The 26,273-nt window shown below is 60.3% G+C and carries 20 protein-coding genes; 7 read left to right on the top strand and 13 right to left on the bottom strand.

All coding sequences use genetic code 11. The features are described 5' to 3' along the window. Positions 1 to 4: 4 nt before the first annotated feature. Both KW840_RS15310 and KW840_RS15305 read right to left on the bottom strand, forming a co-directional pair. Positions 5 to 964, bottom strand: coding sequence for a MoxR family ATPase (locus KW840_RS15310; RefSeq protein ID WP_057715002.1), 960 nt, complete (start codon positions 962 to 964; stop codon positions 5 to 7). Between the two features lie 286 nt (positions 965 to 1,250). Continuing rightward, on the bottom strand, positions 1,251 to 1,604 hold the full coding sequence (locus KW840_RS15305) for a hypothetical protein (protein WP_057715001.1): 354 nt from the start codon (positions 1,602 to 1,604) through the stop codon (positions 1,251 to 1,253). Between the two features lie 503 nt (positions 1,605 to 2,107). Between KW840_RS15305 and KW840_RS15300 the strand changes: the two genes are divergently transcribed. After that, on the top strand, positions 2,108 to 7,006 hold the full coding sequence (locus tag KW840_RS15300) for an NAD-glutamate dehydrogenase (protein ID WP_218496035.1): 4,899 nt from the start codon (positions 2,108 to 2,110) through the stop codon (positions 7,004 to 7,006). Positions 7,007 to 7,096: 90 nt separating this feature from the next. Here KW840_RS15300 and KW840_RS15295 read toward each other — a convergent pair whose 3' ends face one another. The 5 genes from KW840_RS15295 to KW840_RS15275 all read right to left on the bottom strand — a co-directional run bounded on the left by KW840_RS15295 (position 7,097) and on the right by KW840_RS15275 (position 11,270). Beyond that, positions 7,097 to 7,672: a hypothetical protein gene (locus KW840_RS15295; RefSeq protein WP_154860093.1), complete on the bottom strand. Its 576-nt coding sequence runs from the start codon at positions 7,670 to 7,672 to the stop codon at positions 7,097 to 7,099. A 146-nt stretch (positions 7,673 to 7,818) separates the two neighbouring features. Beyond that, on the bottom strand, positions 7,819 to 8,532 hold the full coding sequence (locus KW840_RS15290) for an ATPase (RefSeq protein ID WP_218496033.1): 714 nt from the start codon (positions 8,530 to 8,532) through the stop codon (positions 7,819 to 7,821). 228 nt (positions 8,533 to 8,760) lie between these two features. After that, the gene (locus tag KW840_RS15285) at positions 8,761 to 9,180 is read right to left on the bottom strand and encodes a cupin domain-containing protein (protein ID WP_218496031.1); all 420 of its coding nucleotides are present in this window, start codon (positions 9,178 to 9,180) and stop codon (positions 8,761 to 8,763) included. Between the two features lie 239 nt (positions 9,181 to 9,419). Next, positions 9,420 to 9,713, bottom strand: a complete 294-nt coding sequence (locus KW840_RS15280; RefSeq protein ID WP_218496030.1) for a putative quinol monooxygenase — start codon at positions 9,711 to 9,713, stop codon at positions 9,420 to 9,422. Positions 9,714 to 9,836: 123 nt separating this feature from the next. Beyond that, complete coding sequence (locus KW840_RS15275) at positions 9,837 to 11,270, bottom strand: PLP-dependent aminotransferase family protein (protein ID WP_218496026.1); 1,434 nt, start codon at positions 11,268 to 11,270, stop codon at positions 9,837 to 9,839. A 204-nt stretch (positions 11,271 to 11,474) separates the two neighbouring features. On the opposite strand from KW840_RS15275, the gene KW840_RS15270 reads away from it, so the two are divergent. From KW840_RS15270 to KW840_RS15255, 4 genes are all read left to right on the top strand, one after another. Continuing rightward, entirely contained in the window at positions 11,475 to 11,915 is a 441-nt protein-coding gene (locus tag KW840_RS15270; RefSeq protein WP_150813834.1) for a carboxymuconolactone decarboxylase family protein, read from the top strand. 73 nt (positions 11,916 to 11,988) lie between these two features. Then, positions 11,989 to 12,969 (top strand): LysR family transcriptional regulator, encoded by a 981-nt coding sequence (locus KW840_RS15265; protein ID WP_218496024.1) that lies wholly within the window; start codon positions 11,989 to 11,991, stop codon positions 12,967 to 12,969. Between the two features lie 173 nt (positions 12,970 to 13,142). Next, positions 13,143 to 13,664: a GNAT family N-acetyltransferase gene (locus tag KW840_RS15260; RefSeq protein WP_218496022.1), complete on the top strand. Its 522-nt coding sequence runs from the start codon at positions 13,143 to 13,145 to the stop codon at positions 13,662 to 13,664. A 145-nt stretch (positions 13,665 to 13,809) separates the two neighbouring features. After that, positions 13,810 to 14,304 carry a hypothetical protein gene (locus KW840_RS15255; RefSeq protein WP_154908955.1) on the top strand — a complete coding sequence of 165 codons (495 nt, stop codon included), beginning with the start codon at positions 13,810 to 13,812 and terminating at the stop codon, positions 14,302 to 14,304. Between the two features lie 57 nt (positions 14,305 to 14,361). Here the strand turns inward: KW840_RS15255 and KW840_RS15250 are convergent, their stop codons facing one another. Then, positions 14,362 to 14,583 (bottom strand): cbb3-type cytochrome c oxidase subunit 3, encoded by a 222-nt coding sequence (locus tag KW840_RS15250; protein WP_150813829.1) that lies wholly within the window; start codon positions 14,581 to 14,583, stop codon positions 14,362 to 14,364. Next, positions 14,583 to 16,010, bottom strand: coding sequence for a cytochrome-c oxidase, cbb3-type subunit I (ccoN, locus tag KW840_RS15245; protein WP_218496020.1), 1,428 nt, complete (start codon positions 16,008 to 16,010; stop codon positions 14,583 to 14,585). The genes KW840_RS15250 and ccoN overlap by 1 nt, the downstream gene beginning before the upstream one ends. A 359-nt stretch (positions 16,011 to 16,369) precedes the next feature. Here ccoN and KW840_RS15240 point away from each other — a divergent pair, with 359 nt between their 5' ends. Next, positions 16,370 to 18,043, top strand: coding sequence for a nitrite/sulfite reductase (locus KW840_RS15240; protein ID WP_218496018.1), 1,674 nt, complete (start codon positions 16,370 to 16,372; stop codon positions 18,041 to 18,043). Next, positions 18,040 to 18,522, top strand: a complete 483-nt coding sequence (locus KW840_RS15235; protein WP_218496016.1) for a DUF934 domain-containing protein — start codon at positions 18,040 to 18,042, stop codon at positions 18,520 to 18,522. The genes KW840_RS15240 and KW840_RS15235 overlap by 4 nt, the downstream gene beginning before the upstream one ends. A gap of 49 nt (positions 18,523 to 18,571) precedes the next feature. On the opposite strand, the gene KW840_RS15230 is transcribed toward KW840_RS15235, so the two are convergent. The 4 genes from KW840_RS15230 to KW840_RS15215 form a co-directional block, all read right to left on the bottom strand. Further along, positions 18,572 to 19,072: a hypothetical protein gene (locus tag KW840_RS15230; protein ID WP_218496015.1), complete on the bottom strand. Its 501-nt coding sequence runs from the start codon at positions 19,070 to 19,072 to the stop codon at positions 18,572 to 18,574. Between the two features lie 276 nt (positions 19,073 to 19,348). Then, positions 19,349 to 21,709: a tetratricopeptide repeat protein gene (locus tag KW840_RS15225; protein WP_218496014.1), complete on the bottom strand. Its 2,361-nt coding sequence runs from the start codon at positions 21,707 to 21,709 to the stop codon at positions 19,349 to 19,351. 224 nt (positions 21,710 to 21,933) lie between these two features. Then, positions 21,934 to 24,447, bottom strand: a complete 2,514-nt coding sequence (locus tag KW840_RS15220; protein ID WP_218496013.1) for a fused MFS/spermidine synthase — start codon at positions 24,445 to 24,447, stop codon at positions 21,934 to 21,936. Between the two features lie 191 nt (positions 24,448 to 24,638). Beyond that, positions 24,639 to 26,219 (bottom strand): arylsulfatase, encoded by a 1,581-nt coding sequence (locus KW840_RS15215; RefSeq protein ID WP_057714984.1) that lies wholly within the window; start codon positions 26,217 to 26,219, stop codon positions 24,639 to 24,641. Positions 26,220 to 26,273: the final 54 nt, after the last annotated feature.

Here is a 26,273-nt window from a genome sequence, read left to right as displayed (position 1 = left end):
GGGGTCAAGCGACGGCTACGACGTCGAGAATCCGCTGGACCACACGGTCCTGATCGATGCCAGCGGCTTCGGCTTCAAAGGAAAGAATGATGCGATGGCGCAGCACGTCGAACAGCACGGCCTGGATGTCTTCCGGGCTGACGAAATCACGCCCGGCCAGCCAGGCGTGGGCGCGGGCGCAGCGGTCCAGGGCAATCGAGCCTCGGGGGCTGGCGCCGTAGGCGATCCACTCGGCCATCTCCGGATCGAATTTGGCCGGGGTGCGGGTGGCCATGACCAGTTGTACCAGGTACTCCTCCACGGCGTCGGCCATGTACAGACCGAGGATTTCCTTGCGTGCGACAAAAATCGTCTGTTGAGTAACCCGACGCTCAGGCTTCGCTTCGCCGTTCAGGGCCTCTCCACGGGCTTGCTGCAGAATCCGGCGCTCGACAGTGGCATCGGGAAAGCCGATTTTCACGTGCATCAGGAACCGGTCAAGCTGGGCTTCCGGCAACGGGTAGGTGCCTTCCTGCTCGATCGGGTTCTGCGTGGCCATCACCAGGAACAGCGGCGACAGCTCGTAGGTGCTGCGCCCGACACTGACTTGCCGCTCGCCCATGGCTTCGAGCAAGGCCGACTGGACCTTGGCCGGGGCGCGGTTGATTTCGTCCGCCAATACCAGGTTGTGGAAGATCGGGCCTTGCTGGAACACGAAGCTGCCGGTTTCCGGGCGGTAGATTTCCGTACCGGTAATGTCGGCCGGCAACAGGTCAGGAGTGAACTGGATGCGGTGGAACTGCGCTTCGATGCCTTCGGCAAGTTCTTTGATGGCTTTGGTCTTGGCCAGGCCAGGAGCACCCTCGACCAGCATATGGCCGTCGGCGAGCAGGGCGATGAGCAATCGCTCGATGAGTTTTTCCTGGCCGAGAATCTGCGTTGAAAGAAAGGTTCGCAGCGCTAGCAGCGCTTCACGATGTTCCATCGATGACTGTTCCTGCAAAAGGGTGGCCGAGGACGTTCGAAATGCGCCAGGGCTGGGGGCGTTACTTTAATCCATCGCGGGGGGTGGCGACTAACGGCATTTTGCGCAAAGTGCGGGAAAAGATGGGTGAAATTGTTGGAGGTTCGTTCCATTTCAGTATTGTGGCGGGCTTACTGACGCCATCGCGAGCAAGCTCGCTCCCACAGGGGACCACGCCGTCACTGAGGCATGCAATCAAATGTGGGAGCGAGCTTGCTCGCGATGAGGTCGGAACAGGCGCTGATATTCAGAGCTGGCTAATGAAGGTGCCAGTGCCATCAAGAATGTTCTTCAAGGTCAGCTCAACTTCATCCATATCCACCATGTCGGCATCAAAGGTGATTTCCAGTACATCGTCGCCGTTGAGCGCATCGGCATCAGCCGCGGCAATTTCGATCTTCAGCAGGGAAGGGCTTAGGGTGACTTTCACGCCGTCGAGGGTCGAAGGCTCGCCGTCGAGGGTGATTTCCAGCTCGTCTTCATCCGGGTAGCGGCTCATCAGGAACATTTCGCCCTGGTCGCTGTGGCAGCAGAGCATGGCCATGTTGTCTTCTTCGTCGTCGCAAGGGTTGACGATCAAGAGGGCAGTTTTCATTTTCATGGGAAATTCCTGGTTCGACGAGCGTGGTAAACGCAATAACGGGCGATTCTGCCAGCCCGCGCACATTTCTGCTTGTCCGAGTGTCGATGACCGGGTCGTGGACGGCCAGAGTGTTACTGGTCATTTCTGGTACGCATGTCCCGTAAAACCGGACGGAAAACCGTCATTTTCCTGTGCGAATGCTAGTGTTGTTCGATGCGCATGCGTTGAGCAGCGTACCGTTGACCGAATATGTCGCAGCACCGCAAGCACGGGCCTTGCCGCACTCGTTAAGCTGCGCAACGGATGAGCACCCGTAAAGACATTGCGCTGCACGCAGTCCAGTCGTTTTTGCAGATGCCCATTCACGGAAGGTGAATGTGACCTGAGTGTCTCGTCCAGCTTCACCCACCTGTCACCCTGTTTCCTCTGCCCGAGAATCAGGAACCGGGTGACGGACCACCCCGAAAGGGGTTTTGCACGCGACGCTTTCATCAATAACAAGCCCAAGCGGAGTACCACAGATGGCGTTCTTCACCGCAGCCAGCAAAGCCGACTTCCAGCACCAACTGCAAGCGGCACTGGCGCAGCACATCAGTGAACAGGCACTGCCACAAGTGGCGCTGTTTTCTGAACAATTCTTCGGCATCATTTCCCTTGACGAGCTGACCCAGCGTCGGTTGTCCGACCTTGCTGGCTGCACCCTTTCTGCATGGCGCATGCTTGAGCGCTTTGATCACGCGCAGCCGCAAGTGCGCGTCTACAACCCGGATTACGAACGCCACGGCTGGCAGTCGACCCATACCGCGGTCGAAGTGCTGCACCACGACCTGCCTTTCCTGGTGGACTCGGTGCGTACCGAGCTGAACCGCCGCGGCTACAGCATCCATACCCTGCAAACCACCGTGCTGAGCGTGCGTCGTGGCAGCAAGGGCGAGTTGCTGGAAATCCTGCCTAAAGGCACCCAGGGCGACGACATTCAGCAAGAATCGCTGATGTACCTGGAGATCGACCGCTGCGCCAACACCGCCGAGCTCAATGTGCTGAGCAAAGAGCTGGAGCAGGTGCTCGGTGAAGTCCGCGTGGCCGTCGGCGATTTCGAGCCGATGAAGGCCAAGGTCCAGGACATTCTGACCAAGCTGGACAACAGCCAGTTCGCCGTCGATGGCGACGAGAAGAACGAAATCAAGAGCTTTCTGGAATGGCTGGTGGGCAACCACTTCACCTTCCTCGGCTACGAAGAGTTCGTGGTCAGCGACGAAGCCGATGGCGGCCATATCGTCTATGACAAGGACTCCTTCCTCGGCCTGACCAAGCTGCTGCGTGCCGGCCTGACCTACGATGACTTGCGCATCGAAGACTACGCCGTGAACTACCTGCGCGAACCGACCCTGCTGTCGTTCGCCAAGGCCGCGCACCCAAGCCGTGTACACCGTCCGGCTTACCCGGACTACGTGTCGATCCGCGAAATCGACGCCGACGGCAAGGTCATCAAGGAATGCCGTTTCATGGGCCTGTACACCTCGTCGGTGTATGGCGAGAGCGTGCGGGTGATCCCGTACATCCGCCGCAAGGTCGAGGAAATCGAACGCCGTTCCGGCTTCCAGGCCAAGGCTCACCTGGGCAAGGAACTGGCGCAGGTGCTCGAAGTGCTGCCGCGCGACGATCTGTTCCAGACCCCGGTGGACGAGCTGTTCAGCACCGTGATGTCGATCGTGCAGATCCAGGAACGCAACAAGATTCGCGTGTTCCTGCGCAAAGACCCGTACGGCCGCTTCTGCTACTGCCTGGCCTACGTGCCGCGTGACATCTATTCCACCGAAGTGCGCCAGAAGATCCAGCAAGTGCTGATGGATCGCCTGAAAGCCTCGGACTGCGAGTTCTGGACCTTCTTCTCCGAGTCCGTGCTGGCCCGCGTGCAGTTGATTCTGCGCGTCGACCCGAAAAACCGCCTCGATATCGACCCGCTGCTGCTGGAAAAAGAAGTGGTGCAGGCCTGCCGCAGCTGGCAGGACGACTACGCCGCCCTGACCGTTGAAAGCTTCGGTGAAGCCCATGGCACCAACGTGCTGGCCGACTTCCCGAAAGGCTTCCCTGCTGGTTACCGCGAGCGTTTCGCAGCCCACTCGGCTGTGGTCGACATGCAGCACCTGCTGAGCCTCAACGAAAAAAATCCGCTGGTGATGAGCTTCTACCAGCCGCTGGGTCAGGTTTCCGGCCAGCGCATGCTGCACTGCAAGCTGTACCACGCCGATACCCCGCTGGCGCTGTCCGACGTGCTGCCGATCCTGGAAAACCTCGGCCTGCGCGTGCTGGGTGAGTTCCCGTATCGCCTGCGCCACAACAGTGGCCGCGAGTTCTGGATTCACGATTTCGCGTTCACCGCCGCCGAAGGCCTGGAAATCGACATCCAGCAGTTGAACGACACGCTGCAGGACGCATTTGTCCACATCGTGCGTGGCGATGCCGAGAACGACGGGTTCAACCGTCTGGTACTGACCGCCGGCCTGCCATGGCGCGACGTGGCGCTGCTGCGTGCCTACGCCCGCTACATGAAGCAGATCCGTCTGGGCTTCGACCTGGGCTATATCGCCAGCACCCTGAACAACCACACCGACATCGCTCACGAGCTGACCCGGTTGTTCAAGACCCGTTTCTACCTGGCGCGCAAGCTGACCGGCGAAGATCTGGGAGACAAGCAGCAACGCCTGGAACACGCGATCCTCAGCGCCCTGGACGACGTCCAGGTACTGAACGAAGACCGCATCCTGCGTCGCTACCTGGACCTGATCAAGGCCACCCTGCGCACCAACTTCTACCAGACTGACGCCAACGGCCATAACAAGTCGTACTTCAGCTTCAAGTTCAACCCGCACTTGATTCCCGAGCTGCCCAAGCCTGTACCGAAGTTCGAAATCTTCGTTTACTCCCCGCGCGTCGAAGGCGTGCACCTGCGCTTCGGCAACGTGGCCCGTGGTGGCCTGCGCTGGTCCGACCGTGAAGAAGACTTCCGTACCGAAGTCCTGGGCCTGGTAAAAGCCCAGCAAGTGAAGAACTCGGTGATCGTGCCGGTGGGTGCGAAGGGCGGCTTCCTGCCGCGTCGCCTGCCACTGGGCGGCAGCCGTGACGAGATCGCGGCCGAGGGCATCGCCTGCTACCGCATCTTCATTTCGGGTCTGTTGGACATCACCGACAACCTGAAGGACGGCGCCCTGGTGCCGCCGGCCAACGTCGTGCGTCATGACGATGATGACCCGTACCTGGTCGTAGCGGCGGACAAGGGCACTGCGACCTTCTCCGACATCGCCAACGGCATCGCCATCGACTACGGTTTCTGGCTGGGTGACGCGTTTGCGTCCGGTGGTTCGGCCGGTTACGACCACAAGAAAATGGGCATCACCGCCAAGGGCGCGTGGGTCGGCGTACAGCGCCACTTCCGCGAGCGCGGCATCAATGTCCAGGAAGACAGCATCACCGTGGTCGGTGTCGGCGACATGGCCGGTGACGTGTTCGGTAACGGCTTGCTGATGTCCGACAAGCTGCAACTGGTCGCAGCGTTCAACCACCTGCACATTTTCATCGATCCGAACCCTGAGCCGGCGTCGAGCTTCGCCGAGCGTCAGCGCCTGTTCGACCTGCCACGTTCGGCCTGGTCGGACTACGACACCAGCCTCATGTCCGAAGGCGGCGGCATCTTCTCCCGTAGCGCGAAGAGCATTGCGATTTCCCCGCAAATGCAGGAACGCTTCGATATCCAGGCCGACAAGCTGACCCCGACCGAACTGCTCAACGCCTTGCTCAAGGCACCGGTGGATCTGTTGTGGAACGGCGGTATCGGTACTTACGTCAAGGCCAGCAGCGAAAGCCACGCCGATGTCGGCGACAAGGCCAACGATGCACTGCGGGTGAACGGCAACGAACTGCGCTGCAAAGTCGTGGGCGAGGGCGGTAACCTGGGCATGACCCAACTGGGTCGCGTCGAGTTCGGCCTCAATGGCGGCGGTTCCAACACCGACTTCATCGACAACGCCGGTGGTGTGGACTGCTCCGACCACGAAGTGAACATCAAGATCCTGCTCAACGAAGTGGTTCAGGCCGGCGACATGACCGACAAGCAACGTAATGAGTTGCTGGCGAGCATGACCGACGAAGTCGGTGGTCTGGTGCTGGGTAACAACTACAAGCAGACTCAGGCCCTGTCGTTGGCAGCCCGCCGTGCATTGCCGCGGATTGCCGAATACAAGCGCCTGATGAACGACCTGGAAGGTCGCGGCAAGCTGGATCGCGCCATCGAGTTCCTGCCGGCCGAAGATGCGATCAACGAGCGCATCGCCGAAGGTCATGGCCTGACCCGTGCCGAGCTGTCGGTGCTGATCTCGTACAGCAAGATCGACCTCAAGGAGCAGTTGCTGGGCTCCCTGGTGCCGGACGACGACTACCTGACCCGCGACATGGAAACCGCTTTCCCGCCAACACTGGTGAGCAAGTTCTCCGCGGCGATGCGTCGTCACCGTCTGAAGCGCGAAATCGTCAGCACCCAGATTGCCAACGATCTGGTCAACCACATGGGTATCACCTTCGTTCAACGACTCAAAGAGTCGACCGGCATGAGCCCGGCGAACGTGGCCGGTGCTTATGTGATCGTGCGTGACATTTTCCACCTCCCGCACTGGTTCCGTCAGATTGAAAACCTGGACTACAAGGTTTCCGCCGACGTACAACTGGAACTGATGGACGAGCTGATGCGCCTGGGCCGTCGCGCCACGCGCTGGTTCCTGCGTGCCCGTCGCAACGAGCAGAACGCTGCCCGTGACGTCGCGCACTTCGGTCCGCATCTGGCGGCGCTGGGCCTCAAACTCGACGAATTGCTCAGTGGCGAGATCCGCGAAACCTGGCAGACCCGTTATCAGGCGTACGTCGAAGCCGGTGTGCCGGAGTTGCTGGCGCGCATGGTGGCGGGCACCACGCACCTGTATACGCTGCTGCCGATCATCGAGGCTTCCGACGTGACCGGCCAGGATCCTGCCGACGTGGCCAAGGCCTACTTCGCCGTGGGTAGTGCACTGGACATCACCTGGTACCTGCAACAGATCAGCGCTCTGCCGGTTGAAAACAACTGGCAGGCCCTGGCCCGTGAAGCGTTCCGTGATGACGTCGACTGGCAGCAACGTGCGATCACCATCTCGGTCCTGCAACAGGGCGACGGATCCCAGGAGGTGGAAACACGCCTGGACCTGTGGATGCAGCAGCATGAAGGCATGATCGAACGCTGGCGTGCCATGCTGGTGGAAATCCGTGCCGCCAGCGGCACCGACTACGCCATGTACGCGGTGGCCAACCGCGAACTGCTGGACCTGGCGTTGAGCGGTCAAGCGGTAGTGCCTGCCGCCGTCGCCGCCGCCGAGCTGGAACCGGCTGCCTGATCAGGCGTTGAATGAAAAAGCCCCGCATCGAGAGATGCGGGGCTTTTTTCATTCAAGGGAAAAGACAACACGCCGGCCCATGGTTGGAACTCAGCTGTAGGGAGTAGAGCGTGCGGGTGAAGAGACCTGCCTTTCCAGAATATCCAGCTTGAACGTGGCAATGTCGCCAGACTTATCGGTGAAGCAAGTGCTGTACGCCGGATCGCGCCAGATTTCTTTTTTGATAATGGCGGCGTTACGTGCTTTCAAGTGAACGGTCGCTTTGTCGCCGCTTAAATCATCAAGCGTGATGATTTGCTGATTGCTGTCCAGCAAATTGAAGGAGGTGGTATCACCGCCGGCCGCCGGATAGGCGCCAAGCACGCCTTGTCCGCCCTTGCTGAAATATTTCTGATAGTACGCTTCGCTCAGAATCTGCATGTTGTAGTAGTCGTCATAACACCTGAAGTGGATGACCATGGCCGTCCGTTTTCTGCCACCTACAGGGCGCATTGTTCGGCTTGCAGGATCATAGGCTTCAAAGGTAGACACTATATTGGGCGGGATCGGCGATTTGAGTCTCTGAGGTTCAAAATGACTCGCGCTCAATATCTGGTCAAAAAATGTCATGTTCATTCCATTGCACGTGATGCGGGCAATGAAGGATCTTTCCTGGTCTTTAGTCATGAAGACTTCCTTGTCTGTAGAAAATGGTAGTTGGCGCTGTAGCGCAGATCTGAAGATACCGCTATTTTAAAAGTCGCGGTCTTGATTGATTGTGAGCAAACCCTTCCTGTCCCGGTCGGGGTTTACTCACAATATTTGTCGCAGCCTTAATACAGTTTCAGCTCTGACGCTGTGTCGATCATCGAGACATTACTTGTCGGGCTGGTCAATAAATTGCTGAGCGACCGGTCAAACTTCTGCAGCGCCCTTACTTGCACGTTTTGTTGCTCGTTAATATCGGCAACAATCTCTTCACTGCGTTTATAGTCCGCCCATACCGGGCTGAGCGCTCTGGCGTCATAACCTTGTGCCGTGCCGATGTAGTTGAATTGGCTGTCATAGAAATCGGCACTGACTTTGGACTCGACGTCCGAACTGCGCGAGGTGATCAATTGGCTACGGCTGTCGACAATGGCTACCACATCCGGTTTCGCCGCCTTGAGGCTCTGCATGTCCGGGTACACGGTGACCGATCCGAATTGGCGTTGAAGCGAGGCTTTGACCCAATCCACCGCGAGGTCGGGTCTGGAGGTGGCGACATAGGCGTCGTGGATCTCCCGTACCAGCAGACTCTGGCCGAAACCCGTGCCGGCATTGGCCTGGTAATCCTGTAGATAGGCACGGTTAGCCTGGGTGTTTTGGCTGTACACCACGCCCAGGGCCACATTGCTGCCGTTGGGAATACGAGTCGCGTTGCTGCGGCCGACCGGTTCGGTGAACACACTTTCCAGCGAAGGCCCCGCAGAGGGTGCGGTGGGAACCGAGCAGCCAGCCAAAAGCGCAGCTGATAGGATGAGCGTACTGACAAATGCAAGTTTCATTGTGTTACTCCAGTGAAACAACATCAGTAAGGAAGTTGGAGTTGCCGCAAGTGTTCGGCAGTTGCTCCAGACTAAACCGCAAAGTGAAGAATGAAATAGCCAATTGCGTGCTTATTGGCCGGCCCATAGTTTTGTTTGGTTTAAACAAGTCGGGTTAATTGCCCCGGGAATTAAAAACGCCCGAATAGCGAATTTGGGCGTGTTTATTTATGGCTATTCGATCAGCGATCAGTTTTTCAGGGGGACCAGCACCTGTTCGTCCGGCGACAACACCATGAACACCAGCAACTTGGCAGGCTCGGTAACGCTGGCGTTTTTCGATACCAGATGCTCGGAGCCGGCTGCTTCGTACCAGTATTCGCCCGCCTTGTACGTCACGGCTTTCTCGCCTTTCACCTGAGAGGTGACAGACCCTGAAAGGACGTAGGCCATGGCTGTACCGTCGTGCTTGTGGGCAATGGACGATTGGCCGGGCTTGTAGTCGACTTCGATCATCAGCGCTTTTTTGCCCGGCACGTTTTTCAGCATGTGGTCCTGCAATACCGTGACTTTTTCCGAGGGGTCACCGGCTTCATGGGCGAATGCCGGGGCACCGATGGTCAGGGTCAGGGCAACAAGGGGAGCGGCACAGAAGCGCAAAACGTTCATGGTTCATTACCTGCGTTGGATAAGTGGTCAGAAACCAATCTAGTCCGCCGCGAGGGGCAATCAAACAGCCAATATTCGGGAAGGCCAGGGGACCAATGTCTGGGCAGCTCGCTCCAGCGGGGGGTAATTCTGTAGGAGCGAGCTTGCTCGCGATGGATTCAGATTCGCCGCGTTTAACCAGGAAGCACGCGTTATCGTTGACGACCATCGCGAGCGAGCTCGCTCCTACAAGGGAGGGCCTAGCGGATCGGAAAGCTGTTGAAGTCGACGGAGTTGGCCAGTTGGCAATCGATCAGGTCGATGAAACCCTGGACTTGCGGGCTGTTGAAATGCGATCGCATGGCCTCTTCCGATTGCCAGTGGGCGCTGACGGTCCAGCGATTGGTGTCCTCGGGGCAGCGGTCGACCATATAGGATTCGCACCCGGGAAGTTCACGCAGGGTTTCGACAATCTTTTGCAGTTGCTTACCCAGTTCATCCGAGCGCCCGGCGGCGGCTTGTACCTGTACGGTATTGATCACTTCATGGGACATTGCTCACACTCCTGAATCAGGCCGGACGAATCCTGCTCATTGAGGGATAACGCCTATGCAGGATAGGCCCGGCCCCCGGGACCGCCAATAGCCAATCCCCGGATAAAACCGCAGGCCAATCCGTCAGGCCACTTGCTGCAGGATGTCGCGCAAACGGTCCAGGGCGATGTCGATGTCGAGGGTTTCGATGGCGCCAAAACCCAAAAAAAGCCCGGCCCTGGGCGTTTCCTGATAGAAAAAGCTGTCGATGGCATATAGCCCGACTTCGACTTTTTTCGCCAGTTCGATCACCAATGGAATATCCATCGGCACTTTCCACATCACCACCATGTGGAAGCCGGCAGTGGACGGTACCGCCTCCAGCCAGGGCGAAAGATCGCCGGCCATGCGCGCCAGGATCCGCTCGCGGCGCCCGGCATAGATCGTATGGCAGCGCCGGATGTGCTTGAGCAGGCAACCTTCGGCGATGAACTTGGCCAGCGCCCATTGGGGCAGGGTGGAGGTGTGCAGGTCGGTGAGCTGCTTGGCGCGCACCACGGCCTCGAGGATCGCCGGCGGCAGGATCCCGTAGCCGAGCCGCAGTTCCGGTAACAGGGTTTTGGAGAACGTCCCGACGTACGCGACGATTCCCCGTTCATCCATGCTTTGCAGGGAATCGGTGGGGCGGCCTTCATAGCGGAACTCGCTGTCGTAGTCGTCCTCGATGATGATCGCACCCAACTCATGGGCCTTGGCCAGCAGTGCTTCCCGGCGCGCCTGACTCATCGGCATGCCCAGCGGGAACTGGTGCGACGGGGTGACGTAGATCAGGCGCGTGCCGCGAGGAATCTGGTCCACCACAATGCCTTCGGCGTCCACCGGTACGCCAATGACCGTGGCGCCATGGGTGCCGAACAGCAGGCGCGCCGGCGGGTAGCCGGGGTCTTCCATGGCGACCAGGCTGCCCGGACTGATCAGCACCCGGGCAATCAGGTCCAGCGCCTGCTGCGCACCGTTGCACACCACCACATCCTCATCCTGACAATTGACCCCGCGGGAGAACGCGATGTGCTGCGCAATGGCGTTACGTAGCGCCGGCAAGCCCTCGGGCTGGCTGTATAAGCCCTTGGAACCGGCAATCTGGCGCAGTGCATGAGAGGTGCAGCGCCGCCAGTCATCCTGGGGAAACTGGCCCTTGCTGGTGGCGCCACCAATGAAGTCGTAGCGCAGCGAGCCTTCCAGGGTCGGATGACGCAGAAACACCGGCAGGTTGCGCCAGTACTCGATCACCTCGAAGCCGCCGAGTTCGGTGTGGTTCTGTTTACGCTGCACCTTCGACGAGCGCGCGTTGACATAGGTGCCTTTGCCGACCACCCCGGTGAGGAAGTTTTCGTAAGTCAGTTGGGCGTAGGTGTCGGAAATGGTCTTGCGCGAAATACCCAGTTGTTCGGCCAGCAAGCGGCTGGGGGGCAGTTGTGTCCCGGCGGTCAGGCGACCGGACTCGATAGCGCTGCGCAGTTGGTTGTACAGCTGGCCGGCCAGGTCCTTGCGACCGTTGATGACAACATGTAGTTCCATACCGGCGAGGCTCCGGGGCTGTTGGGCGCGTGTGCGTCGCGCAAGATTACTCTTATCCGCTTGTGGTACAGAAGTTGTGCAGTGGAAAAACCGTCAATTGGTCTGGCGGCGGTGGTCCCCGGGGAAATCGCCTGATTGGATCTGTCATGCCCCTGCGCCAGCGACTACCGTGAAGATCACATCACGCCTGCACGAGATCGCCTCATGAACCCCCGTCTGGATTACTACAGCGCGTCGCCCAAAGCGATGAAAGCCATGATCGCCATGGAGGCCCTGGCCAGCAGCCTGAGTATCGAGCAGGCCCTGCTGCACCTGATCAAGATTCGTGCTTCGCAGCTCAATGGCTGTGCCTTTTGCACCGATATGCACTCGGTGGATGCACGGCGCCTGGGCGAAAGCGACCGGCGTCTGTATTCCATTGTGGTCTGGCGCGACAGCAACTTTTTCAATCCTCGGGAAAGAGCCGCGCTGGCCTGGACCGAGGCGGTCACCTTGCTCTCCGAAAGCCATGTGCCGGACGATGTCTACGCGCAAGCCAGGGAGCAGTTCAGTGAAAGCGAAATGGTCGACCTGACCATCGCCGTTACCACCATCAACAGCTGGAATCGCCTGGCCGTGAGCTTTCGGCAGACACCCAGCGCCTGAGTCATTGTCACAGCAGGTTCATGAACGATCCGCAGGATGCACCTGTCAGTGTCAGATCGACAGGGAGTCCTCGATGTCATTCATGGAAGCCAGCGCCCACCAGGGGGCTGCGGAGTATCGTGTAGCTATCAATAAAAACGCGTCCTGGCGCCAGCTGGCGGCGGCTATCGACCCCGAACTGGCGCTGTGTTTCACCGTCAGCGCCCGTTGCGGTTGCTTCATGCAGGCCGCCCGCAGTCTCAACATCAAGACCACCCGCCTGCGCAGGCAACTGGTGCTGCTGGAAACGCAGCTCCAATGTTCGCTGTTCAACCATGGCGACAATGGTTTGAGCCTCAGCCGCGATGGCTTGCGCTTGCACGCACAATTGATCGCCCTGGCCCATGAGCGCGGTTTGCCGGTGGTCGAGCAGCCGTTGATTCGCCTGGCCGTGGCGGATTCGATCCTGCATGACATTCTCGGACGTGACCTGGTTGCACTGCTGCGGCGCAACGCCAGCGTTCGGCTGGAGATCATGACGCTCGACAGCGAGTTGGCCTTGCAGGCGGTCAGCGCCGACGTGGTGGTGTGGCTGGGCGAGACCGGATCGCCGTTACCGGGACCGAGCTTTGCCACCACCGAACCCCGGCGCCTGGCGCAACTCGATTACCTGCCGCACATTGCCAAGCGCTACTCGCGGGTTGCCTCCAGGCCGGAATGCCTGGATGACCTGGCCGATTTTCTCCTGGTGCAATGGCGGCAGGACGGCCAGGTTGAAAGCTTCCGGCCATGGAATACGCTGGTGGATCAGCGCCCGGCCGGGGTGGTGCAACTGCAATCCTGGGAGCTGATGCTGGAGATGATCCGTTGCAGTGCCGGCATCGGCCTGCTGCCGCACTACATGAGCCACTTCGACCGCGGGCTGATTGCCTTGCCGGGCCTGTTTGACCAGCCTATGCGGCGTCAGGTGTGGATGGCGGTCAATGCTGATTCCGGGGACGACGAGCAGGTACGGATGATCGTCGAATTGATCGAAAACACTTTCAGCGAGCGCCGGGAGTGGTTCGAAAGCTGAGCATGATTAAAATGTGGGAGCGGGCTTGCTCGCGAAGGCGCCATCACATCCGACATTGAAGACGACTGGTCAACCGCCTTCGCGAGCAAGCCCGCTCCCACATTGGTTCTCGCCACACGCGAAGGTCGCGTTGTAGAGTGAACGGCCATGTCTGCTTCAAGGATGATTCACCCATGCCAACCACCGAACCCGTCATCACCCTCGAACGCTTCAACGAATCCCATATCGAAGGCGTTGCGGCGCTGTACAACGACCCGGCCATCGCCCGTCAAACCCTGCAAATGCCGTTTCAGTCCACCGAACTCTGGCGCAGTCGCCTTGCGCTGGATAACGAACGCTTGGTGAATGTGGTGGCCCTGCATCAAGGCACGGTCATCGGCAACATTGGCCTGGAGCAGTTCTCACGCATTCGTCGCAGCCATGCCGGCAGTTTCGGCATGGGCGTTGCGGTGGCGTGGCAGGGCAAGGGGGTGGGCTCGAAGCTGCTCGCGACGGCGCTGGATATCGCCGACAACTGGATGAATCTGCAGCGAATCGAGCTTTCGGTGTATGCCGACAACGAAGCGGCCATTTCCCTGTACCGCAAGTTCGGCTTCGAAACCGAAGGCCTGTTCCGCGACTACGCCGTGCGTGACGGCGTGCTGGTGGACACCTTGAGCATGGCGCGCCTGCGCCGCACGCCCAAGGCCGGTTGAGTCAGTCGCCCAGGGCGAACGCCACCGCCTCCTGCGCATTCGGTCCGGCGGTAGCAGTACCGCTCACGCTTTTACTCGTACGCCCGCCACGCGCATCTGCCATGCTTAATATCCGCAACACCGCTTCAACCAAAGGAACACCGCTATGGACGATGTACAGCAACTGGGCGAAATGCTTCGCCACTACGCCGAAAGCGAAGCGCACAAAAAGCAAGTGTTCGAGTCGCAATCGGCCGAGTGGGCGAAGCGCATTGGTGCGCTGTTCGATCAGATCCAGCAGTGGCTGGAACCGGTCAAGGCACCTGACCTGCTCGAAGTGAACCGCGAAGTGTACGTCGCGTCGGGGCCGAGTGTTCTGGTGGAGAGTTCTCCGTTCAAGACCGAAAAGCTGAGCATCCTGATCGCTGGCAAACCGGTGGAATTCGTGCCGGAGGTGATGGGTGTCGGCGGGCAGATTTCCGTGGCGGTGATGGGCTTTACAGCAGCACGTTATGGCAGCGTGTCACTGGTGTGTCTGCCGCCATCCACTGGCTGGCAGTGGCGCAAGACCAATGGTTTGAAAGACCCGGACACTTTTGAGTTCGATGCAAACTTCCTGGCGCAACAACTGCAAAGCCTGATTCCCCGGGAGCGTGCCTGAAATCTCGACATACAACCCTGTGGGAGCGAGCTTGCTCCCTCAGTAATCGGTGCCACATCAGATATCGAGGGTTTCCCAATCCGGGTTCGCCTCTTGCGGCGGCAGTGTTCTAACGGTTTTTCCGGTCGCCAATTCCACCCGCCGCGCCACTTCCGGGTCATCCGCAAACGGGATCAGGCTTGCATCGTCCAGGCTCTCGGCGGTCTGGTGGCGCAGACAATACTCGACGGCGAACCACAAAAATGCCACACCCAGAATGTTCAATATGACTTCAATCATCAGGCAAACCGCGCCTCGCGTTCGGCCATCGCCACGTCCGTTACCCGCACCGTGCGCCACACGTTGTAGGCCATCAGCAGCATGCCGCTGAGGAAGAACACCCCGCCGGCAAAGCGCACGACGAATCCCGGATGGCTTGCCTGCAAGGCTTCGACGAAGGAGTAGGTCAGCGTGCCGTCATCGTTGATCGCGCGCCACATCAGGCCCTGGGTGATGCCGTTGACCCACATCGAGGCGATGTACAGCACGGTGCCGATGGTCGCCAGCCAAAAGTGCAGGTTGATCAGCGGCGTGCTGTGCATCTGATCGCGCCCGAATACCTTCGGCACCATGTGATAGGTCGCACCGAACGTAATCATCGCCACCCAGCCCAGCGCCCCGGCGTGCACGTGGCCGATGGTCCAGTCGGTATAGTGGGAGAGGGCGTTGACGGTCTTGATCGCCATCATCGGCCCCTCGAAGGTCGACATGCCGTAGAACGCCAGGGACAACACCAGGAAACGCAGGATCGGGTCGGTGCGCAACTTATGCCAGGCACCGGACAGGGTCATCATGCCGTTGATCATTCCGCCCCAACTCGGCGCCAGCAGGATCAGCGACATGGCCATGCCCAGCGACTGCGCCCAGTCCGGCAGCGCGGTGTAGTGCAAGTGGTGCGGGCCGGCCCAGATGTACAGGGTGATCAGCGCCCAGAAGTGCACAATCGACAGGCGATAGGAATACACCGGCCGGCCCGCCTGTTTCGGCACGAAGTAATACATCATCCCCAGGAAACCGGTGGTCAGGAAAAAGCCCACGGCGCTGTGCCCGTACCACCATTGCACCATGGCGTCGGTAGCCCCGGAATACACCGGATAGGACTTGAACCAGTCGACTGGAATCGACAGGTGATTGACCACGTGCAGCATGGCGATGACCACGATGAATGCACCGAAAAACCAGTTGCCGACGTAGATGTGTCTGGTCTTGCGTTGCACTACGGTAGTGAAGAACACCACGGCGTACGCAACCCAGACCACGGTCATCCACACCGCGCCGGTGAATTCGATTTCGGCGTATTCCTTGGTGGTGGTGTAGCCCAGCGGCAGGGTGATCAGCATCACCACAATCACCGACTGCCAGCCCCAGAACGTGAAGGCAGCGAGTGTGTCCGAGAACAGCCGCACCTGGCAGGTACGTTGCACCGCGTAATAGCTGGCGGCGAATTGCGCGCTGCCGGCGAAACCGAAAATCACCAGGCTGGTGTGCAGCGGGCGCAAGCGGCCGAAGGTGGTCCACGGCAGGTCCAGGTTCATCTGCGGCCACACCAGTTGCGAGGCGATCCACACGCCCATCGCCATCCCCACGATGCCCCAGATTACGGTCGCGACGATGAATTGGCGGACGACCTTGTAGTTATAGGCCTGTCCGATGGTTGTTGTGCTCATGGTCAATGCTTCCTCGGTTGCAATGCCGTGCACTGTAAAAACACCGGTAAAAACAAAACAGGCTCATGGAAAATTCATTTGTGCGGATCAGATTTTTCGCTACTCCTGCGGCGGTCCACCGTGATCTGATACGGTTTTTTAGAGTTCAAGTGAATCTGTAACGTACTGCGCCGCAAGCTCATAGTCATTACCTCGAAACGAGCCGCAGAGCCCGACTTGCGCCCCCTGTAGGAGCGAGCTTGCTCGCGATGGACGTCAACGAAAACGCGAACCTCCTGGATAAACGCGTCGCCTTTGACTCCATCGCGAGCAAGCTCGCTCCTACAGGGTTCTGTGCCTAATTCTGATGAGGTAGCCAGATGTATCAGTACGACGACTACGACCGGGCATTGGTGCTCGAACGAGTTGCGCAGTTTCGTGATCAGGTCGAGCGCTTTCTGGCCGGTGAGCTGAACGAAGAAGAGTTCCTGCCATTGCGCCTGCAGAACGGCCTGTACATGCAAAAGCACGCCTACATGCTGCGGGTGGCGATTCCCTACGGCACGCTGAGTGCCCGGCAGATGCGTACGTTGGCGAGCATCGCCAGGGATTACGATCGCGGTTACGGCCATTTCACCACCCGGCAGAACATGCAGTTCAACTGGATCGAACTGGCCCAGGTGCCTTCGATCCTCGAACGCCTGGCCGAGGTGGAAATGCATGCGATCCAGACCTCCGGCAACTGTGTGCGCAACATCACCACCGAAGCCTTTGCCGGGGTTGCGGCCGACGAAATGATTGACCCGCGACCGTTGGCGGAAATTCTGCGCCAGTGGTCGACAATCAACCCGGAATTCCTGTTCCTGCCGCGCAAGTTCAAGATCGCCATCTGCTCGGCCGAGCAGGACCGCGCGGCGATCATGATGCATGACATCGGCCTTTATCTTTACCCAGGCCCCGAAGGGCACATGCTCCTGCGAGTCATGGTGGGCGGCGGTCTGGGACGCACGCCGATCCTCGGCGTGCAGATCCGCGAAGGCTTGCCGTGGCAGCACCTGCTGTCTTACGTAGAGGCGGTGCTGCGGGTGTATAACCGCCATGGCCGGCGGGACAACAAGTACAAGGCGCGAATCAAGATTCTGGTCAAAGCCCTGGGCATCGAGGCCTTCGCCCGGGAAGTGGAAGAAGAGTGGCAGTTCCTCAAGGACGGCCCGGCGCAACTGACCCTTGACGAGTTCGAGCGGGTGGCCAGTGCGTTCGTCGCACCGCCCTATCGTGATCTGTCCGACACCAATCTCGATTTCGGCACGCACCTGGCCGAAAACCCGGCGTTCGCTCGCTGGGTGCAGCGTAACGTGCAGCCGCACAAAATATCGGGCTATGCCAGCGTGGTGTTGTCGACCAAGCCCGGCAGCGCTGCGCCACCGGGCGATGTCACTACCGAACAGATGGAGGCGGTGGCCGAGTGGTCCGAGCGCTTTGGCTTCGGTGAAATCCGCATTGCCCATGAGCAGAATATCGTCCTTCCGGACGTGTCCAAGGCCGATCTGTTCACCCTGTGGCGCCTGGCCTGCGGACACAATCTGGGCAGCGCCAACGCCGGATTGCTCACCGACATCATCGCCTGCCCCGGTGGCGACTTCTGCGCGCTGGCCAACGCCAAGTCGATCCCCATCGCCAAGGCTATTGCCGCACGCTTCGAAGACCTCGACTACCTGCACGACCTGGGCGATATCAGCCTCAATATTTCCGGCTGCATGAATGCCTGCGGTCACCATCACATCGGCAACATCGGCATTCTGGGGGTCGATAAGAACGGCACCGAGTGGTACCAGATCACCCTCGGCGGCGCCCAGGGCAAGAACAGTGCGTTGGGCAAGGTCATTGGCCCGTCCTTCAGCTCCGCCGAAGTGCCCGAGGTGATCGAGCGCATCATCGACACCTTCGTGCGTTATCGCGAGAGCGAAGAACTGTTCGTCGACGCCTTCCAACGGATCGGGCTAGAGCCGTTCAAGGAGGCTGTCTATGCGAAAGTGCTGGAGGTGTCGGCATGAACAATCTGTTGCGGCTGGAAGAGGGCGTGGCGCGGATTGTCGCGGATGATCCATGGAAGCTCGTGCGCGACCCGCAAGCACCGCTGCCCGTGGGTGCAACGATTCTGCCGCTGAGCCGTTGGCTGGAAAACCCGTCGCAAAACGGCGTGTGGCTGGGGCCGGACGATGAAGTGGAAAGCCTTCAGCCATGGTTTACCCAACTGCCCTTGATCGCCCTGGATTTTCCGAGCTTTCGCGATGGCCGCGGGTACAGCCAGGCGTATCTGCTGCGTGCGCGATTGGGTTGGGCCGGCGAGTTGCGCGCCATCGGCGATGTCTTGCGCGATCAACTCAGCCACATGCGCCAATGCGGTTTCGACAGCTTTGCCGTGCGTGAAGACAAATCCGCAGAAGATGCATTGAAGGGATTGGCGGGGATGAGCGTGTTGTACGGGCGTTCGGTGATTGAGCCGCGGCCGTTGTTTCGTCGACGGGGCTAGATCACCAGCAAAAGGGCGCATCCCGAACGGCAGAATGCGCCTGGTGCTGTCAGTTGATGCGCACCAGCGTCGCGCGCTCGCTTGGCGACAGCTGATCGATTTCCAGCAGTGTCAGGTTTTTTGCTGCTTCACCGGCCAACGGACTGCCGAGGTTACCCGCGGCGTCTTCGGGAAGTTTGTACATAGCACCGGTCAGTGGATCGATTACAAGCATGCCGATCAACCCGCCAAACAGGATGTTGCCCCAGTACCAGCCGCTCATGCTGGTATCCAGAGTGGTACTGGCATCGGCATAACCTTCTTTCTTGAAGGTGATGGTGTAGGCCTCACCCTTGAAGTAGCCACGACCGGAAGGCAGTGTCACGGTGTTGGGCGTGGAGCCGTTATGTACGACGACACCGGCTTTGTTGGTAATGGTGAAGTTGGCGCCGCTAGGCGTGCTCGATACGTTCACCGGGTATTTGCTGTCACCGACGATGCTTGCACAGCCCGAAGTCAGGAGTGCTGTGGTCAGGGCTGAAACGGTGAGCAGCTTGCGGAGAGCTTCCATGGTTGATCCTTGCGACCGGTCATTGCCGTCATTTTCCGAGGCGTGCTTCATGTCGCCTCGAAATGTAATGGGGGGAGGTTTTTCAAGCGCCGTGAACCTTATCACTAGTGGCGTAGTGATATCATTAAAAATCTAAAGGGTTCGCATTGTTTGCTGACCGAGACAGGGCAAACGAGGAGGGACATGCCTGGGATGGGCGTTGCTCGCACGGCCGTCTTCATGGGCAATCCTGCTCCCACAGTGTTGCCCATGAAGGGGCGTCCGATTCAGCCCCGATCACTTCAACGCCGGATCCCCCATGTTCATTTTCTTCCAGCCCTGCAACAGCACTTGCGCCTTGGGCTCCTGGCCGTTGTCCAGGTAATACTGGATCAACGACAACCGGGCATTGCGATTGGCCGGCTGCACCTTCAACAGCCGTTCCAGTTCGGCGCACGCCTGGTCAATCTTGCCGCTGTCATGCAGGGCCACTGCCAGCACATAGCCGAACTGCCCGCTCTGGGGATCCAGTTGCGCGGCCTTGCGCAGGTACGGCATGGCTTGAGCGGCCTGGCCCGCACGAATCAGCGCCAGGCCCTGAGTGTGTTGCAGCAGGCCAGAGTCGGGGTGGTCCTTGAGGCTTTGCGCCAGCAGGGCATGGGCTTCCTGACTGCGACCGTTGGCCTCCAGCCATTGCACCAGGGTGACCAGCGCCGGGTAGAAGTCCGGATCGCGCTGCAGGGCGGTACGCAGCAAAGCTTCGACTTCTGCGCTGCGGCCATCGGCCTGATAGAGCATGGCCAGGTTCAGGTTGGCCTCGGCACGTTCGGCCAGACTCTTTTGCACCGCTTCGTACTCGGCAATGGCGGCATTCCAGGCGTCCTGGGCGCTGCCCAAGCCATTGCGTGCCACGCTGAGCAGGTCCCGGGCGACGGCGATGCGTACAGCCCGCACCGGGTCGCTCAGCAACGGCGTCAGCAATGGCGCGCGCTCCGCTGGCGGCAGGAAGGCGCTGACCGCCCGCACCGCGCTCTCACGGACTTGTGGCGCCGGGTTGTCCAGATCCCTGGTAGCCAGTTTCAACGCCTGTTCGCTCGGGTACGCCGGCAGTTCGGCCAGCAGCGTCGCGCGCTGAATCGCCGGCAGGTTGCTGCGTTGCAGTTGCTCGAACAACGCCTGCGCGGCGCCGGGCTGGCCGTTGCGAATCAGCCACAGGCTGTCGTCGTAGCGAGGGGCTTGTACCGTGCTGGCATTGGCGGTGTTCCACAGCTTGAACTGCTCGGTGACCTTGTCGCCGGCCTTGCCTTTGTGGCAGGTCAGGCAGGCGTCAGGCGTACCGAGTTTCTTTGCTCGCTCAGGATTGGGAATGCTGAAGCTGTGGTCATGCCGCAAGTCGTTGCCCATGTAGAACTTGCCGGGCATGTGGCAATCCACGCACTGCGAACCCGGCTGGCCCATGGTGTGGCGAGTGTGTTCGATGGAATCGTAGTTTTTCGCTTGCAGGCCCTTGCCGTCGACGCCCTCCACGGTGGTTTTGCCGGCGGTGTTGTGGCATTGCAGGCAAACGCCGTTGTCGGGTGCCTTCAACTGTGTACTGTGGGGGTTGTGGCAGTTGCTGCAACGCACGCCCTTGTCGAACATTTTGCTCTGGGCAAAGGAGCCGTGCTCGAACACTTCGTCCTTGATCTTGCCGTCCAGCGCGTACAACTCGGGGGTCAGGACGCTCGGCAGGTAGTCGTCCATCAGCCGTTCGCCGACCGTGTAGCCATCGTCCAGGGGCGCGCGGCGAGAGTGGCAGCGGGCGCAGGTTTCGATTTCGACGGTGGCGTTCTTGTCCTTGAGGTCGACGGCAAAGCCTACGTGGATCAGGTCGGTTTTCTTCGCGGTCCAATCCAGGTGATTGGACGCCGGGCCATGGCAGGCCTGGCAGCCGACACCGAGGCTGTTCCAGTGACTGTCGAAGGTGTTTTTCGCCGCATCGAAATTGCGCTTGTAACCGGTGGTGTGGCACTCGACGCACATGAAGTTGGCGTTCTGGCTCGGCTTGCTCCAGTGCAACGGGTTCTTGAAGGTCACGCCCTGACCCGGATAGAGGTGAAACCAGCGCTGCTTCTCGGTATCCCAGGCCACGCCGAGGGCCTGGAGCCGGCCTTCGCCGACCTCGATCAGGTATTGCTGCAAGGGGGCGATGCCAAAGGTGTAGGCGACTTTGAAATCGGCATTCTTGCCATCGATACCCGGCGTGTTGACCCAGAATTCGTCGCCTTTGCGCGAGAACACCGTGGTCTCTTTTTCGGCCTTGAAGGTGACGTTGTTGAAGTCGCCGAGCAGGGTGTCCGCGTTGGCTTGCTGCATCGCCAGTTGGTGATGGGAGCCTTGCCAGTCCTTGACCTGCTCGCCGTGGCAGCCTTGGCATTGTTGCTCATCGACCATTTTCGCAGGCTTGACAGCGACCGGTTGCGGTTTGGCCGGTTGCACGGCAGGCGCGCTGACGGGGACTGGTTTGAGCGGCGTTGGTGTACTGCCCAGCAAAAACCAGCCAATACCCGCCACAGCCAGCAGCAGGATGCCGATGGTGACAGGGAACAGATAACGGTTGATCAGGGTCGGTTGCGAATCAGGGTTTAGGGTTGCAGCTTTATTTTTATGTTTCGGCATTACGACTTCCATGGTCCAGGTGCGATTGCCTTGCGGCGCGCGATGACGCTCGATGCAGCTTTGCCGGATGACCGGCGTGTGTCAAATGGCGGATGTTGTGAAGCTGATGCCCCCATCGCGAGCAAGCTCGCTCCCACAGGTCTTGTGTCGTGCACAAATGTTGTGATCGACACCGAACCTGTGGGAGCGGGCTTGCCCGCGAAGGCGATCTGTCAGGCGCCACGTCACTCCCCGACAAACCACCGGTAATACGGATTCCCCGAATCCCCACGCATCACCTCGCGCATATCCCTGGCCCAAGCGTCACGGTTTCCATCGTACGCATGCAGGCTCGCCCGATAGAACTGCATCAGGCGTTGTTGCTGGGTGTTCATGCGCTCGATGAACCCGGTGTCGGCGTTCAACACGGCTGGCGGCTGGTGCAGGGCGAGCAGGGCGGGCAACACGCGGCTGATCTCTTTCGAGCGAACCCAGGGTGCGTACTCGATGCGCGGTTGATCGTCCGTCACCGGTTGCGCATCGCCAGCGAAGCGTTCAAGCCCCTCACGATCAGTCACCCATGTCGCGAGCAATGCTGCGGCCGAACCGACGCCGACATCCTGCAAGGTGCTGCGAACGCTGTCCTGCTGGAAGCGCGCGTTGATCTTTGCCGCATCCAGTTCAATCGGCTCCATCGAACCCACCAGCAGCATCTCGTGGAACTCGCTGGTCCACAGGGTCGCGTACGGGAACACGTCGAGGAAGCTGCGCACCAGAGAGCGCGAGTCGTCGATGTTCTGCGTCGGCAGCGGCAGCCATTGGGCGACCAGGCCCTGGTTGTGCAAACGGCTGGCGGCCAATTGATAGAAGTCCCGGGAATACAGGTTGACCACGCCGGCAGCGGAGGGCGGTGGCGGCTCGAGAGTGATCAGGTCGTAGCGTTGCGGATTGCGCAGCAGTTCCTGGCGACCGTCACGCAAGCGCACATCGACCCCCGGATCGGCTGCGGCGTTGAAATTACCCTTGAACAAGGGGGCTGCCTTGACCACCGAAGGCAGCAGTTCGGCAACCACGCGATGTTCCAGGCCGGGATAGCGGGTCAGGGCGCCCGCGGTGATGCCGGTACCGAACCCGATCACCAGTGCCGAGCGCGGCTCACCGTTGTGGATCAGCAGGGGCAGCAGCGCCTGGATCCGCATGTAGCGCAGGGACGGCATGGCGTCACCGGTATTGGATACGCCCTGAATGTACAAACGCTGGAATGCCCTTTCTCCCTTGCCCTGGGTTACCACCGCGACGGTGCCGCCACGGCCTTCTTCATAGAACGTCAGCGTGCCATTGCGCGCGCCCGGCAGCAGGCTGGCGAGCTTGCTGACCGGCGTGAACACGGCGAGCGCCAGGGACACCAGGCCAATGGCAACCACCGCCTGACGCCGGCCTTTCTTCACACCATGGCCCTTGCGCACGGCGAGGTACGCGATACCGGCGGCAATCAGCGCCAGCAGGCCCAGGGTCCGTACCAGACCCAGCATCGGGATCAGGACAAAGCCGCAGAGCATCACGCCGACAATCCCGCCAAGGGTATTGAACGCGACGACTTCGCCGACATGGCGCCCCACCTGTTCGCCGCCGACGCTCAAGCGCAGGGCCAAGGGGAACGCAGCTCCCAGCAACAGGGTCGGCACAAACACGATGCTCAAGGCAGCCACCGCAAACCGCGTGCTCATGCCAGCCAGTTCACTGCCGCCCAATGACAATACCCAGGATTCGGCCAGGGTCTGGGCGAGCACCAGCCAGCGTCCGAGCAACGCCACTTCCAGCAAGGCAATCGCGCCGGCTGCGGCAATCAGCACGCCGAACACCCCCCAGGGATCGCGCAGGCGATCGACCCGACGGGCCAGCAGCATGCTGCCCAGGAACAGGCCGGTGAGGTAAGTCGCCAGCACCACGGCAAAGGCGTAGGTGCGGGTGCTCATGAATTGCACGATCGATTGCGACCACACCACTTCGTAGCCCAGGGCTACGCCACCGGCAATGGAGTACAGCCACAGGGCCAGGCGGTCGGGGGCTTTTTCAGTGTGATGTTTCACCGGGGCATCGACGGGTACCACGCGCTGGCGCTGGAACCACAAGGCCCCAGCGGCGGCCAGCAAGTTCAGCATGGCGGCGGCCAGCGCGCTGCCGCGCACACCGAGGGTGGCAATCAGCACGAACGCGGCGAGCAGGGTGCCGGCGATGGCCCCGGCGGTGTTCGCCGCATACAGCTGCCCGCCGGCCTTGCCCAGGTGTTGCGGGTCAGTGGCCAGGGAGCGAACCAGCACCGGCAGGGTGCCGCCCATCAACAGGGCGGGAATACCCACCAGCGCGAACGGAAGCACCCAGGCCAGCAAGCCCACGTGTGCCTCCAGCCAGGCAAACGGGCTGGCCGCCAGGCTCATGGCAAAGGTCGCAGCGACACCGAGCACGGCCACCAGCACTTCCAGCCCGGCGTACAGTACAACCGGCTGCTGCATCCGGTCCGCCCAGCGCCCGAACAGCAAGCCACCCAGGGCCAGCCCGGCAAAGAACGCGCTGATCCCGGTGGTGATGGCATAGACCTCGACGCCTACGACCAACGACAACTGCTTGATCCACAGCACCTGATACACCAGCGCCGCGGCGCCGGAGACAAACAGCAGCAGGGCGGGGATCAACAGCGCCGGGGAGGCGACTTGCGGGGCAGGTACGGCCGACGATTTGCTGGCGACACGTGAGGTCATTGCGGATTGCCTTTGCAATTCAAGAAAACTGCGACTGTACGGGCCCCATCTTGGGCAAGCCCGCTCCCACACTGGATCTTCGGTACGACAAAATCCATGTGGGAGCGGGCTTGCCCGCGATTGGGGCCAATACGGTCCCAACTCGGAAACAGTACCGCTCGCCAATGAAGGCGAGCGGCGGTCCAGCGGTCTTACTGTGCAGCTTTCATTTTTTCAGCGATCTTGGCGTCTACCGCAGCACGGATCTGGTCGATGCTGAAGCTGGCCGGTCTCTGGCTGGGTGGATACTCGATGAAGGTCTGCAGGAACGTTGCCGATTTTTCGACGGCTACAGCCGCCAGGTAGACGTTCTTGGTTTGCCAGTCGTAATACTGGTCGGAAACCACGTCGGCACGTTCATAGGGGTCCATGCGCAGGTTGAAGATCTTCGGTACGCGCAAGCATACGAACGGTTCGCTCCAGACCTTGAAGCCGCCCGGTGCGCGCTGTTCGCAGAACACGGCTTTCCAGTTGTCGAAGCGCATCGACACCAGCACGCCGTCATCGTTGAAGTAGTAAAACTCCTTGCGCTCACCTTTGGGCGCCTGGCCGGTCAGGTAGGGCAGTTGGTTGTAACCGTCCAGATGCACCTTGAAGTTGGTGCCGCCGGAAGTCGGTGCCCAACCCTTGAGCAGCTTGGTTTTCACGTCGGCATCGCCAGCGGCGGCCAGCAAGGTCGGGAACCAGTCCATGCCCGAGAACATCTCGTTGGACACTTCGCCCGGCTTGATCTTGCCTGGCCAGCGGACCATCGCCGGAACGCGGTACGCACCTTCCCAGTTGGAGTTCTTCTCGTTACGGAACGGCGTGGTTGCCGCGTCCGGCCAGGAGAACTGGTTCGGGCCGTTGTCGGTGGTGTAGACGACGATGGTGTTGTCGGTGATTTTCAGGTCATCGAGGGTTTTCAGCAGTTTGCCGACGTCGCCGTCGTGCTCGATCATGCCATCGGCATAATCGTTGCCGGGCATGCCGCTCTGGCCCTTCATCGATTCACGCACGTGAGTGAACAAGTGCATGCGAGTGGTGTTCATCCAGACGAAGAACGGCTTGTCCGCCTTGGCCTGTTTCTCGATGAACGCCTGCGCGGCGGCGGTGGTTTCGTCGTCGATGGTTTCCATGCGCTTGGTGTTCAGCGGGCCGGTGTCTTCGATCTTGCCATCGGCGAAGCTGTGGATCACGCCGCGCGGCGAGTAGGCCTTGACGAACGCGGGGTCGTCCTTGGGCCAGTACGGACGCTCGGGTTCTTCTTCGGCGTTGAGGTGATACAGGTTGCCGAAGAATTCGTCGAATCCGTGGTTGGTCGGCAGGTATTCATCTTTGTCGCCCAGGTGGTTCTTGCCAAACTGACCGGTGGCGTAGCCTTGGGACTTGAGGGCCTGGGCGATGGTGATGTCGCGTTTTTGCAGGCCGACAGGGGCACCCGGCATCCCGACTTTCGACAGCCCGGTACGTAGCGCCGACTGTCCGGTGATGAATGTCGACCGGCCGGCGGTGCAGCTGTTCTCCGCATAGTAGTCGGTGAACATCATGCCTTCTTTGGCAATCCGGTCGATGTTCGGAGTCTTGTAGCCGACCACGCCCATGGAGTAGGCGCTGATGTTGGTCTGGCCAATATCGTCGCCGAAGATCACGAGAATGTTGGGTTTCTCAGCGGCCCCGGCGGTTGCCGAAAACGCCATGACCGTAGTCGCCACCAGGGCGAGTTTCGGTATCCACTTACGTATGCGAGTCATCTGACTGGCTCCTTATGCTCACTTGCGTCGCGTGCTGCGACAAACGTTTATTGC

The organism is Pseudomonas sp. PDM30 (assembly GCF_019218985.1).
Lineage (GTDB): Bacteria > Pseudomonadota > Gammaproteobacteria > Pseudomonadales > Pseudomonadaceae > Aquipseudomonas > Aquipseudomonas jessenii.
This window is presented reverse-complemented; position numbering and strand designations above follow the sequence as displayed.